Source organism: Candidatus Brocadiaceae bacterium (genome assembly GCA_012728835.1).
In the GTDB taxonomy this organism is placed as follows: Bacteria; Planctomycetota; Brocadiia; order SM23-32; family SM23-32; genus JAAYEJ01.
The window spans coordinates 23,490-36,957 of record JAAYEJ010000072.1 but is presented as its reverse complement, the minus strand read 5'-3'; the positions used below and the strand labels follow the sequence as shown (position 1 = coordinate 36,957).

General features: G+C 70.5%; 10 protein-coding genes, 1 tRNA gene and 1 other RNA gene. 3 read left to right on the top strand and 9 right to left on the bottom strand.

Annotated elements, in window-relative coordinates:
- The 6 genes from GXY85_12055 to rnpB all read right to left on the bottom strand — a co-directional run bounded on the left by GXY85_12055 (position 1) and on the right by rnpB (position 4,262).
- Positions 1-75: transfer RNA gene (locus GXY85_12055), tRNA-Asn, on the bottom strand.
- Positions 76-211: 136 nt separating this feature from the next.
- Positions 212-934 (bottom strand): 2-C-methyl-D-erythritol 4-phosphate cytidylyltransferase, encoded by a 723-nt coding sequence (gene ispD / locus GXY85_12050; GenBank protein NLW51554.1) that lies wholly within the window; start codon positions 932-934, stop codon positions 212-214.
- 37 nt (positions 935-971) lie between these two features.
- On the bottom strand, positions 972-1,976 hold the full coding sequence (locus tag GXY85_12045) for a PIN/TRAM domain-containing protein (GenBank protein NLW51553.1): 1,005 nt from the start codon (positions 1,974-1,976) through the stop codon (positions 972-974).
- Between the two features lie 129 nt (positions 1,977-2,105).
- Entirely contained in the window at positions 2,106-3,239 is a 1,134-nt protein-coding gene (locus tag GXY85_12040) for a deoxyguanosinetriphosphate triphosphohydrolase (protein NLW51552.1), read from the bottom strand.
- A gap of 34 nt (positions 3,240-3,273) precedes the next feature.
- A complete protein-coding gene (locus tag GXY85_12035) occupies positions 3,274-3,762 on the bottom strand; it encodes an HIT domain-containing protein (protein NLW51551.1) in 489 nt (162 codons plus the stop codon).
- Between the two features lie 95 nt (positions 3,763-3,857).
- An RNA gene (gene rnpB / locus GXY85_12030) (RNase P RNA component class A) lies at positions 3,858-4,262 on the bottom strand.
- Positions 4,263-4,477: 215 nt separating this feature from the next.
- Here rnpB and GXY85_12025 point away from each other — a divergent pair.
- Both GXY85_12025 and GXY85_12020 read left to right on the top strand, forming a co-directional pair.
- Positions 4,478-5,563 carry a YjgP/YjgQ family permease gene (locus GXY85_12025; protein NLW51550.1) on the top strand — a complete coding sequence of 362 codons (1,086 nt, stop codon included), beginning with the start codon at positions 4,478-4,480 and terminating at the stop codon, positions 5,561-5,563.
- Between the two features lie 46 nt (positions 5,564-5,609).
- A complete protein-coding gene (locus GXY85_12020) occupies positions 5,610-6,932 on the top strand; it encodes a chorismate synthase (GenBank protein ID NLW51549.1) in 1,323 nt (440 codons plus the stop codon).
- A gap of 65 nt (positions 6,933-6,997) precedes the next feature.
- Here the strand turns inward: GXY85_12020 and GXY85_12015 are convergent, their stop codons facing one another.
- Together GXY85_12015 and GXY85_12010 are read right to left on the bottom strand one after the other, a co-directional pair.
- Positions 6,998-8,686, bottom strand: coding sequence for a formate--tetrahydrofolate ligase (locus GXY85_12015; protein NLW51548.1), 1,689 nt, complete (start codon positions 8,684-8,686; stop codon positions 6,998-7,000).
- Between the two features lie 102 nt (positions 8,687-8,788).
- Entirely contained in the window at positions 8,789-9,682 is an 894-nt protein-coding gene (locus GXY85_12010) for a hypothetical protein (protein NLW51547.1), read from the bottom strand.
- Between the two features lie 315 nt (positions 9,683-9,997).
- Between GXY85_12010 and GXY85_12005 the strand changes: the two genes are divergently transcribed.
- The gene (locus tag GXY85_12005; GenBank protein NLW51546.1) at positions 9,998-11,170 is read left to right on the top strand and encodes a hypothetical protein; all 1,173 of its coding nucleotides are present in this window, start codon (positions 9,998-10,000) and stop codon (positions 11,168-11,170) included.
- Positions 11,171-11,213: 43 nt separating this feature from the next.
- Here the strand turns inward: GXY85_12005 and GXY85_12000 are convergent, their stop codons facing one another.
- Positions 11,214-13,418 (bottom strand): DUF4159 domain-containing protein, encoded by a 2,205-nt coding sequence (locus tag GXY85_12000; GenBank protein ID NLW51545.1) that lies wholly within the window; start codon positions 13,416-13,418, stop codon positions 11,214-11,216.
- Between the last annotated feature and the right edge of the window lie 50 nt (positions 13,419-13,468).

Genomic DNA, 13,468 nt, shown 5'->3' with positions numbered 1-13,468 from the left:
TGGCTCCCCGATGAGGATTCGAACCTCAAACCTAGCGGTTAACAGCCGCCCGCTCTACCGTTGAGCTATCGGGGAGCCGATGGCGCTCCGGGCCGGACTTCATGGGGCCATTGTAACCGGAGCAGACCCGGCGTGCAATGGAACCGACCTCAACATGCCGCCGGCAGCGGCCGGGCCGGCAGCGGCCGGGCCGGCTGCGGGCGCTGGGCGGTCATGCACCGCCCGCCGGCTGACCGGCCCGCCAGCGCAGGATGGCCTCGGCAATGGCCAGGTCCTCCGGCGTGGTGATCTTGATGTTGTCGTATCTGTCCTCCACGACGATGACGCGCGCCCCGAGGCGTTCGGCCAGTTGGACGTCGTCGGTGCCCGCGAAGCCGTCGCGCCTGGCCGCCTCGTGGGCGCGCTCGAAGAGGTGCCTGCGCAGCCCCTGGGGGGTGTGGGCGAGCCAGAGGCCGTCCCGCGCGGGGGTGCCCAGGACGATGCCGCCCTCCCCCACTTCCTTGACGGTCTCGGCGGCCGGGACGGCGGCCACGGCGGCTCCGCTGCTCAGTGCGCCCTGGGCGACCCGGCGGACGACGTCCGGGTCGACCAGCGGCCGGGCGGCGTCGTGCGTGAGAACCACCGGGACATCAACGTCGACGCCGCGCAGGCCGGCGGCCACGCTGTCCTGTCGCGTGGCGCCCCCGGGCACGATGCGCACGTGCTGGCCGAGCGCCTGGAGTTCGGCGCGGACGGACTCGTCGGCGGCGTCGTCCGGCCGCAGGGCCAGGACGATTCGGACGCACCCGGGGGCCCGGGCAAGCGCCTCCACGACGTGGCCGATGACGGGCCGGCCGGCGAGCATGAGGAAGGGCTTGCGGCAGCCGCCCATGCGGCGGCCTTCGCCGGCGGCGGGCACGATGACGGCGTAGCGCAGGTCGCAGTGGGTGGACACGAGGAACTCCGGGCTGCCCGCGGGGGCATGGCGGGCGTCAGGCGGGGGGTTCTTTGGGTATCTGGGCGAAGATCATCCGGCCCGTGGGGCGCGTGATGGAGTTTCGCACGACGACGGTGGCCTCCCGGCCGATCAGGTGGGCGGCTTCCTCCACGATGACCATGGTGCCGTCGGGCAGGTAGCCGACGGCCTGGCCGGGCTGTTCGCCGCGCTTGACGAGCTTGACGGACAGGTGCTCGTCCGGCACCACGATGGGCTTGACGGCGTTGGAGAGTTCGTTGAGGTTGACGACGCGGATGCCCTCGACGCCGGCGAGCCGGTTCAGGTTGTAGTCCATGGTCATGAGCCGGCCGTGGAGTGCCTTGGCGATGCGGACGAGTTGCTCGTCGACCGGCCGGTCGTCGCCATCGATGCCGAGGTCCTGGACGCGGACGTCGACGCCGGGGGCGGCGCGCAGGCGGTTGAGGGTTTCCAGGCCGAGGCGGCCGCGCTCGCGCCGGAGCTTGTCGCCCGAATCGGCGATCTGATGCAGTTCGCGCAGGACGAGCTGGGGCACCACGATGGGGGCGTCGATGATGCTGGTGCCGACGATGTCGGCGATACGGCCGTCGATGACGACGCTGGTGTCGAGTACGACGGGGGAGGCGCCCTTCTGTTCCTTGCGGAATTCGACGTAGGGCACGATGAGGTTGAACTTGTCGCGGCTGTTGTAGATGAAGGCGATGCCGAGGTAGCTGAAGGCCACGATGAGCGCGCCGGTGAGGCCGTCGCGGATCTCGTCCATCACTTCCCGTTCGACGGCGAGGCCGACGACGGAGACGGTGATGGTGGCGAAGAGCATGCCGATGAGGCAGCCGAAGACGATGGAGGAGATCAGGGCGATGGGGCCGCGGCTGACGAACCACTCGGCCAGGATGATGCCGAGGCTGATGATGATGCCGAGCAGCAGGGCGCCGAAGGGGTGGTCGGTGGCCAGGCCGATCGAGTACGCAGTGCCGGCCGAAGCCAGCATGAACAGCGCCCGGAAGACCCAGAGTCCCATGTGCGACGCTCCCCTGTCCCGACCCGCAGGGCCACCCACCGGGGCTCGGGCCCTTACTCCCCACGCCGCCTCATTATAGCGCAGGAGCCCGCCGTGTCAAAAACGGCTCCTGTGGCGCGCGGGCATCCGTCACGAGAGTTTCTGATATGGATGGAAGAGCTGGGCGTAGGTGTTCTGTGCAAACCGGTCCGTCATGCCGGCCACGTAGTCGCAGACGGCCCGGTGGATCCCGTGTTCGTCGGCGCGCCGGCGGTGCTGCGGCGGGAGCTGGCGCGGGTCGTCGACGAATGCCTGGAAGACCCTGCAGACGAACCGCCGCGCGCTGACGGTCAGACGCAGCACGCGGTAGTCGGCATACAGGACGCGGTAGAGGAAGTCCTCCAGCTCGGCCTTGCGCCGTTCCAACTCGGGGCTGAGGCGCACGAGGTTGCCGTCCTGCCGGGCGGCGTCCTGCCAGGAGGTCAGGGCGCGGGCCTTGATTTCGCGGCGGGTGGCCTGGACCGCGTCGGTGACGAAGAGGTTGACGAGGTGGCGGATGGTCTGCTTGCAGAGCTGCTGCATGCCCATGCGCCCGTAACGTTCGCGCACGGCCTGCTCGGCCTCGCTCCAGAGGCCCAGGTCGGAGAGCTTCTGCCGGGTCAGGATGCGCGCTTCCAGGCCGTCCTGCAGGTCGTGGTTGTCGTAGGCGATGGAGTCGGCCAGTTCCACCACCTGGGCCTCGAGCAGGGACGGCCCCGGGGAGAATGCATGGTCGCAGGGGCTGTCCCAGCGGGTGCTGTGTTTGGCGATGGATTCGCGCACTTCGCGGGTCAGGTTCAGGCCGGGGAACTGGGGGTACTGGCGCTCCAGCAGGTCGACGACACGGAGGCCCTGGGCGTTGTGCTCGAAGCCTCCGTGCTCGGCCATCAGGTCCCGGAGTGCTTCTTCGCCGGAGTGGCCGAACGGCGTGTGGCCGAGGTCATGGGCCATGGCGATGGCCTCGGTCAGGTCTTCGTTCAGGCACAGGGCGCGGGCGATGGTGCGGGCGATCTGGGCGACTTCGATGGTATGGGTGAGCCGGGTGCGGTAGTGGTCGCCCTCGTGGTTGAGGAAGACCTGGGTCTTGTACTCCAGCCGGCGGAAGGCCTTGCAGTGGATGATGCGGTCGCGGTCGCGCTGGTAGCGCGTGCGGTACTCGGCCTCGGGTTCGTCGTAGACGCGCCCGGCGGACTCGGCGCTCCGCATGGCGTACGGGGCCAGGGGCTGGGCTTCGCGGCGTTCCATCTCCTCTCGGGTCACGTGCGCCTCCCGGGGCCGGTCAGTCCGCAGCGGTCTGGCGCAGCATCCGCCAGAGCTGGTCCAGGGACTGGGGGATGATCTTCGTATCGGCCAGGACGGGCATGAAGTTCGTGTCGCCCGTCCAGCGTGGAACGATGTGCCAGTGCAGGTGATCGGCCAGACCGGCTCCGGCGGCGGCGCCGAGGTTGAGCCCGACGTTGAAGCCGGCCGGGCGGACGGTCCGCGTCAGGCCGGCCTGGCAGCGGACGATCAGGTCGAGGTGCTCGAGCCGCTCCTCGTCGGTCAGTTCCGCCAGGGAGCTTTTGTGCTCGTTGGGGGCGACCATCAGGTGGCCGTTGTTGTAGGGATAGCGGTTCAGGATGGCGAAGCAGGTGCGGCCCCGCCACAGGACGCGGTGCGGGCCGTCCTGGACACTCTGCGCGGCGGTGCAGAGGAAGCAGCCTCCGTCGCCCTTCTTGTCCTCCCGCCCGACGTAGTCCAGGCGCCAGGGGGCCCATAGCCGTTCCATCGTCGCCTCTCTGCGCGGTCGCGATGCCGCACGTGAACACAGGGGCCCGTCGGGCGCCCTCCCCGCCGTGCGGGACGGGCGCGCCGCGGGTGAGCCGTACGGGGGCGCGTAAGCCGAATCCTGTGACCCCACGCGTTCGCACGCGGGGGCGGCAGCCATTCATCTGGCCACGCCGTTGCCGGCGCGCTCAAGCGGCCAACCCGGGAGTTGTGGCGAGGCGGGCGACCTCATCCTCCCCTATTCGGCCTTGCTCCGGGCGGGGTTTGCCCTGCCCTCGACGTCACCGCCGAGGCGGTGGGCTCTTACATTAAGTCGCCTTGCGGCGACCCCACCTTTTCACCCTTGCTCCGGCCATCGGCCGGGGCGGTATGTTTTCTGTGGCACTTTCCCTGGGATTGCTCCCGGTGGACGTTATCCACCGCCCTGCCCTATGGAGTTCGGACTTTCCTCCACTGCCGCATGCCCAGACGGGGCGGGCAGCGCGGCTGCCTGCGCCCCCGAACGGCTCATCGCGTCATTATACCACAATGCGGGCCGTTCCGCACGCTCCCATGGGAGGCGTGCATGGCCGCCCGCTTGCGTGGCGCCGGGGGTCCGGCGTGCGGTGCCGGGGGGGGGCGCGCCGGTTGCTTCGAGCGGTCCCGTCCGATAGAATTCCGGCAAGGAGATCGTGTGCTTCTGCCGGCTCGCGGGGCCGCCGCAACGGATTCCGCCTATGCTGTTCAAGAAGATCGACCGGTACGTCAGCGTCGCATTCCTCACGCGGGCTCTCGGGACCGCGCTGGTGATCACGTTGCTGTACGTCAGCTTCGACGTGCTGAAGCGGCTGGACGAGTTGCCGGACGGCGACGCGGCGGGCGGGGGACGCGCACTGGTGAGGTACTACTCCCACGTTGTCCCCCTGTTCCTGGTCGAGCTGGCGCCGGGCGTGATCCTGCTGGCGGCGGGGATGCTGCTGGTGGCCATGGCGCGGTCGGGCGAGTTGATGGCGCTCAAGGCGTGCGGCACGAGCGTGCATCGGGTGGTGGCGCCCATCTTCGTGTGGACGGCGCTGGTCAGCGCGGGCGTGTTCGCCGTGCGCGAGGGGGTTGCGCCCCGGATGGCGCAGGAGCAGCAGATTCAGGGGCGGGTTCTGGAGGGCGAGACGGCCGCGAACCTGCTTCTGAACGACACGGCGTACGCACGCAAGTACCGGCTGCGCGAGTATGACTTCCGGCGCGCGGCAGCCCGCGACGTCGCGGTGGTGGAACTGGAGCCCGGCGGCCGGCTCGTGCGTGTGCTTCAGGCAGCGTCGGCGCATTGGACGCCCGGCAGCGTCCGCCTGCAGGCGGTGGCGATCGATGAGTTCGATCCGGCAACGGGCCGGGCGATCGGGTCGGACCTGCTGCCGGAGGTCGTTCTGCCCACGGACATCGGGCGGGCGGAACTGCTGGCCGCTTCGCAGGAGGGCAAGGCAGGGCCGCCGACGCAGACCGTGTCTGACCTGCGCAGGGCGGCGCGGGAGTATCCGACGGTGCCGTATTTCCGCGTGGCGCTCCACGGCCGGCTGGCCGGGGTCTTCACACCGTTCATCCTGCTGCTGATCGGGCTGCCCTGCATGGTAGGGTTCGAGCGGTCGGTCAACAGCCGCTTCCTCGGCGCGATTCTGAGCATCGCCGTGGCCGCCGGGCTGTATACCCTGACGTTCGTGTTCAGCAGCATGGGCTACACGGGCAGCCTCAACACGGCGCTGGCGGGCTGGTTGCCCACGGTTCTTGCCGGGGCGCTGGGGCTCTGGCTGTTCGAGGCGATGCTGACATAGCACGTCGGCGTAGTCCGGTGCGCATGCACGGCAAGGAGAGCAAGACATGCTGGGATGTTCCTACGGACGCCTGTTCCGTGTCACGGTCGCGGGCGGGTCCTACCAGGAAGGCCTGAGCACGCACATCCAGGGGGTCCCCACGGGCCTTCTGCTGCGGGAGGAGGACATCTACGCGGACCTGCTCCTGCGCAAGCCCGGCCAGGGCGAACTGGCCTCGCCCCGCCGGGAGCCGGACGTGCCCGTGATCTACAGCGGGGTGAACGCCGCCGACACGATGGCCGGCGTCTCCAACAAGGGGCGGACCAACGGCACCCCGCTGGTGATCCTGATCCCGAATCTGGACCGCCACTTCGAGCACATCGAGCAGTACCGGTCCACCAACCGCACGCCGCGGCCCGGGCACGCGTCGTATGCGTCGTACCTGAAGTACGGCGAATGCGACGACGCGATCGGCGCGGGTCTGTTCAGCGGCCGCTACACCGCCACGATCGTGGCTGCCGGGGCGGTCGCCAAGCAGGTGCTGGCCCGCCACGGGATCCGCATCAGCGCCTACGTGAAGGAGGCCGCCGGCGTCCGGGCGCCGGAGATGCCGCTGGAACTCATCCACCGGCAGGTCGACGCCTACAAGGCGATGCGGCGGGCGTGCGATCCGGTCTACCAGGCGGTTTACGGCGATGGGCGCATCACACCGGACATGCGTTTCCTGGAGAAGATGGCCGTTCTGGCCGAGGTCGAGAAGCAGGTGCCGGAACTCAGCGAGCGGATGAAGTTCGACGAGGCGGCGGTGCGCGAACGCTTCGGCGTGCACACGACGATGAACTGCCCGGACGTCGAGACGGCCGATGCGATGGCCCGCCGGATCATCGAGATCCGCGACGGCGGCGATTCGAGCGGCGGCCTGGTCGAGGTGGTCGCCACGGGCGTGCCCGGCGGCCTGGGCGAGCCCGTGTTTGAGAAGCTGGACGCCGAGCTGGGCCGCATGCTGGGGATCGGAGCGGTCAAGGCCGTGGAGGTCGGGGCCGGCGTCGCGGTGAAGGACATGACCGGATCCGCCTGCAATGACCAGATGAGCGCCCGCGACGGGAAGGTGCAGTTCGCGAGCAACCACGCCGGCGGGATCACCGGCGGCCTGACAACCGGCCAGCCTGTCGTCGCCCGGATTGCCGTCAAGCCGACGCCCACGATCGCCAGGCCGCAGCAGACCATCGACAAGGTGACGCGCCAGAACGCCACGCTGGCGGCGGTCACGCGCCGCGATCCGACGATCGTCGCCCGCGTCTGGCCCGTGGCCGAGGCATTCACGGCGATGATCCTGGTCGACCAACTGGCCATGCATCTGGGCTATCGTGCCCTGGCGGGCGGCGAGTGAGCCCTCCGGGGCGGTGACCATCGCCCTCGGGGCGCCCGGTCGAACCGGACCCGCGCGCGCAGCCCTCAGAACAGCCCGACGATGCGGCCCTCCTCGTCGATGTCCACATCCTCGCCTGCCGGCCTCGTCGGGAGGCCGGGGATCGTGCGCATGTCCCCGCAGAGCGGATAGAGGAACCCGGCGCCCAGCGACGGGCGCACGTCGCGCACGGGCAGGCGCCAGCCGGTCGGGCGGCCCTTCAGCGCGGGGTCGTGCGAGAGGGACAGGTGCGTCTTGGCCATGCAGACGGGCAGGCGACCGTATCCCAACTCCGTGAACTGCTTGATCTTGCGCCGCGCGGCCGGGGCGTAGTCCACGCCGTCGGCCCCGTAGACCTTCGTGGCGATCGCCTCGATCTTGGCGCGGATGGAGGCGTCCTGGTCGTACAGGAACCGGAAGCGGCTCGGCTTCTCGCAGGCATCCTGGAGCGCCTCGGCCACCTCGATGCCGCCCCGCCCGCCCCGGGCCCACACCTCGCTGGTGACCACGCGTTCGGCGCCGGCGGCCAGGGCGCGCTCCCGCACGGCCTCGATCTCCGACTCCGTGTCGTCCGTGAACCGGTTGATGCAGACGACCGACGGGACGCCGAAGAGGGCCACGTTCTCGATGTGCTTCTCCAGGTTGGCGCAGCCCCGTGCGACCGCGTCGGGGTCCTCATGCGTCAGTTCGTCGGGCAGGCGCTTGCCGGGCACGACGCGGAAGCTGCCGCTGTGCATCTTGAGTGCGCGCACGGTGGCCACCAGCAGGACGGCGTTCGGCGTGAAGCCGCCGACGCGGCACTTGATGTCGAAGAACTTCTCCATCCCGATGTCGGCCCCAAAGCCGCTCTCCGTGACGACGTAGTCGGACAGCTTCAGCGCAATCATGTCCGCCAGGATGCTGCTGTTGCCGTGGGCGATGTTGGCGAAGGGGCCCGTGTGGACGAAGGCGGGGCCTCCCTCGAGCGTCTGCATGAGGTTCGGCTTGAGGGCGTCGCGCAGGAGCACGGTCATCGCGCCGGCGCACTTGAGGTCCTCGCACGTGACCGCCTCGCCGTCGTAGGTATAGCCGACGACGCACCGGCCGACGCGCTCGCGCAGGTCCTTCAGGCTCCGGGACAGGCCCAGGCAGGCCATCAGTTCGCTGGCCACGCTGATGTCGAAACCCGTCCTGCGCACGAAGCCTTCGCCGAGCCCGACGACGACCTGCTCGAGCGCCCAGCGGTCGTTGAGGTCGACGACGCGGTTCCAGCAGATGTCGGACGGATCGATCCGGAGGCGGTTCCTGCGCTTGAGCGAGTTGTCCAGGAAGGCGGCGGCCAGGTTGTGGGCGATGCTGACGGCGTGGACGTCGCCGGTCAGGTGCAGGTTGATGTCCTCCATCGGCACGATCTGGCTGTGGCCGCCCCCGGCCGCGCCGCCCTTGACGCCGAAGACGGGCCCGAGCGAGGGCTGCCGGATGCAGACCCACGCACGCCGGCCGATGGCGCAGAGCGCCTGGGTGACGCCGATGGTGGTGACGGTCTTGCCCTCTCCGAGCGGCGTGGGCGTGATGGCCGTCACGTCGATGTAGCGACCGTCCGGACGGTCGGCCAGGCGCTCCAGGATGCTGAGCTTGACCTTCGCCTTGTGGTCGCCGTGGAGTTCCAGTTCATCGCGCAGGATGCCCGCATCGGCCGCGACATCCTCGATCCTGCGCAGCTTCGCCCTCTGGGCAATCTGCAGGTCGTTCAGCAAGGTTCTCGTCCTCCCTCCGGACAGTCCCGACGGACGGCGCGCACACGCCGGCGGGCCGACCTCAGGCGTCCGGGCCGTCCCGAGCCGGACGCACGGCCGGCATCAGAGCAGCCGCCCCGCCACGCCCCACGCCTCGGGGCCCGAGTACGGCGAGGTCGGATCGGTGCCGGGGCGCCGGCTGAACAGGTACCCGGCCAGCCCGCCGTAGATGAAGTTCCCCGGCGCCGTCCCACAGACGAAGGACCAGCGCACGGGCGCCGGCATCAGCTCCGTGGGCAGGATCACCGGCGTCAGCCCCCCCAGGACGGCCATCAGCAGCGCGACGGCCAGCGCCGTCTCCCAGCGCCCGCCCTTCATCATCTTGATCACCGGCAGCACGAACGCCAGCAACAGCAGGCTGCGCCCCAGTTCCAGCACGGCGCGCGCCGTCTGCTCCGGCCGGCCGGCATCCTGGTAGAACTCCTCCAGCCCGGCCGGCGCCAGCTTCTGCTCGGCCAGCCAGATGCCCATGCCGGCGACCGAGCACAACAGCAGCTTCCACAGCCATTCCCCGGCCGGCAGGTGCAGGCGCGGGCTCTCCAGCGGCGACGGGGACGGACGCATGCGGCCCATCGTGACCACCATGGTCAGGGCGGACGCCAGGGCGATCAGGAACCCGTGCGCGCTCAGCGCCGTTGCGACCTCCGAGGTGACGATCGAAGGCAGCGTCAGCGCCGTCCGGCTGAGCGTCACAAAGCTGTGAACGCCGAAGTAGGCGACGAACAGGGCGCCCGTCAGCCTGGTGCCTGCCCAGCGCGTGCGCAGCGTCGGCCACAGCAGGGCCAGAACCGTCAGCGCCTCGCGCAGGGCCGTGCGCAGGACGAACGTGCCCCGGCCCCCGATCGGATCGCCCAGGGTGCCGCCCTGCGCCTGCACGTACAGCGACGCGCAGGAAAGCGCCGTCAGGATGCCGAGGGCCACCAGGGCCCGCCAGCCGTAGTTGAGCACCGTACGCACGAACACCTCCCTGCCCGCGCACGCCCGAAGCGCCGCGCCTGTTCGGAGACCGACACGCGCCAGAACGATATCAGAAAGCACCCCGCCGGCGCAATCAAGCGGCCGCATACCATGCGGCCGCATGCCATGCGGCTGCATACCATGCGGCTGCATCGGGAGCGTTCGCGTTCTCGCCCCCGTGCTGCGGGGGACGTGCGGCCGCGTGCGTCCGTGCCGGCCGGCCCGGCACGGCCGTCGCGCCTTGTCGGGCCCACTGCGCCGTGGTATAAACCGCCCGCAGACTTCGCACACCACCCCTCTGCCAGGGAGTCCACCATGGACGCCTTCCACGTCGGACACGGCCGCGTCTGCATCACCCCGCCCCTCGGCATCCGCATGAGCGGCTACGCCGCCCGCACGCAGGGCGCCGAAGACCTCCACGACGACCTCTACGTGAACGCCCTGGCGCTCAGCGACGGGCGCCTGACCGTTGCGATCCTCGCCTACGACGTCTGCGGCATGGGCACCGAACTGGTCGGAGAGGTCAAGGACGCCGTCCGGGCCTCGACCGGCCTGCCCGCCGAGCGGGTCCTCGTCAACGCCACGCACACGCACGCGGGCCCCGCCGTCGGCGCCTGGCACAAGGACCACGAAGACAGGGACTACCGCCGGTCGATCGTCGAGGCCGGCGGCCGGGCCGCCCGGGCCGCCGTGGACGACCTGATGCCCGCCGGCCTGCGGGCCGGGGCCGCGCCCCTGGACATCGGCTGCAACCGCCGCGAACGCATGGCCGACGGCCAGGTGGGCCTGGGCCACAACCGCGGGGGGCAGAGCCTCAAGGAGCTGACCGCATGGCACTTCCCGCGTGCGGGCGCCCCGGACATCGTCCTGTTCAGCGCGCCCATGCACGGCACAACGCTGGGCCAGGAGCACCGGAGCCTCTCGGCCGAGTGGATGGGCCTGGCGCGAAGGAACGTGGAGGAGGCCCGCTCGGACGTGCGCACCATCTTCGTGCAGGGCTGCGGAGCCGATCAGGACCCGTACTGGACCAAGATCGACGGCAAGCGCGGCAGCTTCGACGAGATGGAGTCCCACGGCCGCGCGGCATCCGATGCCGTGCTCCAGGCGATGGAGTCCGCCCGCCCGCTCGACCCCCTGCCCATGCAGGCGGTCGTGCGCACGCTCGCCCTGCCGGGCAAGGACGATGCGGGCGCCGCCCAGGAGCTGCCCATGCACGGCCTGCGGCTGGGTGATGCGGTGCTGGTCACGATCGGCGCCGAGGCGTTCGTCGAGTTCGCCTTCTATGGCCGCAGCGTCTCGACGGCGCCCGCCACGCTCATCCTCGGCTACACCGACAGCGGATCCGTGGGCTACCTCTGCACGGCGAAGTCGTTCGAAGAGGGCGGCTACGAACCCCGGTCCACGCGTGTGGGCCCCGGCGGCGAGGAGGTCGTCAAGCAGGGCATGCGCGAGGTCCTCGCCGAGCTGAAGGCTCTGGCAGCCCGTTGAGGAGGTCTGCCTGTGTGGCACAGGCACGGAGGGAGCGTCTCGGTCAACTGGCCAGGCCGTACAGGATGATCTTCAGCGCCAGACGGCCGGCCGAGGGTTGCAGGATCGACGGGCACCGGTGGCACGGGTGCCCGTCGATCGCGCTGCTGAGATCGAACCGCGAGTAGACGAGGGCCGCGCGCCCGTTCAGCTCCAGGAACTCCAGCATCGGGCGCTGCAGGTCGGGCGACTGCTCCCGCGCGCCGATGCTGTACTCCACCCGCGGGAGCGGCTCGCCGCCCTCGTAGAGCGGGTGCCCCAGCGGAAGCTCCGCCAGGTCCTGCCCCGGGAACACCTGCCGGACCAGCGCACGGAACGACTCGTCGAACCGCCGGCTGCCGCACGCGGCCTCGGCGAACAGGAATCCCCCCCGCTCCAGGTACAGCTTGAGCGCCCGTCGGGCCTCGGGCCCCAGGCGCAGTTCGTCCACGCCGGTCAGGTACAGCACCTGTGCCTCGAACGGGCTCTCGACGTCGACGCGGATGGGCAGCGGCCGGCTGTAGACGGTCAGGCCCGCCTTCGCGTTGACCTCCTCCAGCACGCGGCGCCAGGCCACCTTGTGGGGCTGCCAGTTGCCGGCGTGCACGACCTGCCCGAGCGTGAACGCCCCGCCCCGCTCCTGGGGCGGCTGAGCCGACGGCGCGTAGTAGACCGGCTCCGCCAGCTTGCCCTCCAGCGTCTGGAGGCCGGTGACGTAGGCGACCACGTTGACGCCCATCCGGGAGTTCACGTGCTCGAAGTCGGCCACGTCCCATTCGCAGGAGAGCCCCTCGGGCGCATACAGCACGGAGATCCAGCACGGACCCATCGCGGCCTCCAGCGGCGGGCGCTGCTCGGGCGGTATGTCGAAATGGCTGGAGTAGACGGGATGGTCCGTCGGCAGGCGCACGAGGCGCTCCTCGGGGAAGCACTGCGCCATCATCGCCCGCACGGACCGGTCGAAGGCCGCATCGCCGCCGGCCGCCTCCACCAGCACGAACCCGCCGGCCTCGACGTACTCCTTCAGGCGCCCCGTCTCCTGCTCCGACCATGCGCCCGCCCCCCGGCCGCTCAGGTAGAGGATCGGCGCCCTCATCAGTTCGTCCAGGGGCGCGTCCAGCGGCACGATCTGCCAGTCGAGCGTCTGGCCCAGCAGCCTCCCCACGTGGTTCACGAGGAAACGGACGTCATAGCGGTAGGGCTGCCAATCCCCCGTCCATTGGGCCTTGAGCACCAGGAGGGGGGCGTTCACCTTGGCCAGGAACAGCAGCGCGAAGCAGTCGCGGAGGAAGTCCGACTCGCCCCCGCTGGCGAACCCGCCGCCGGCGGCCGCCTGCTCCGTCAGGTGAGCGGCGCCCTCCCGGTACCAGTCGTGCCGCCCGAAACGCGGCCGGGCCAGGATGGCGCCCGCCCGTTCGAGCGCATACAGGTAGTAGAACTTGTAGGTGGCGTCCCGGCGGGGATTGACGGCCACCGAGAAGTTCTCGGCCAGCCAGTTCAGGCCGTTCGCAACCCGCGAGGCATCCGTGTAGATGCCGCACCGTCCGCGCTGCACGTGCAGCCACAGGTCGCAGATGAACAGCCCGGCCACGCCCGCCGCCGTCATGCTGCCGTAGGACGCCGTCCCGTGCTGGTAGCCCCAGCCGCCGTCACGGTTCTGCCCGACGGCCAGGTATTCCCCGGCACGCCGCCAGACGATCTCCGGCACCGTGACGCCGCAGAGAGCCGCCGAGTTCAGGCCCAGGATGGCGAACTGCGTGTTGGAGTTGTCCGTGCGGCCGGACAGGCCGTAGCTCCACCCCCCGGAGGGCTGCTGCGCCCGGATCAGATAGCCCGCCGTCGCCTCGATCTCCGCAGCGTACCGCGCGGAGTCCACACTCTCCAGCGCCATGATGCGAAGACCGCTCTCATAGACGCCGTGGCGGCCCTCGGCGCGGGTGCGCGCCAGGTACGCCGCCCCGTCACGAACCGCCCGGTCGTTGGCCGGCACGCCGGCCGTGCGCAGGCCCAGCACGGCCAGCGCCGTGTGCCCCACGGGCCAGTTGGCCGCCTCCGGGTCCCGGAACGAGCCGTCCTCCAGTTGCCGCGCACGCACCGCGCGCGTCAATGCCTCCACCCGCCGCTGCACAGCCGCCGACGACACCTGCTGCCCCAGCGCCGGACGCGCGCCCACAACGCACAGAATGAGCACACAGGCCAGGCCGACGCCGCCGCAGCGTCCATGGCTCATCAGACGCCCGTGCCCCGCAGAGAGGTGGTCCGCAACGAACATGTCCCGAC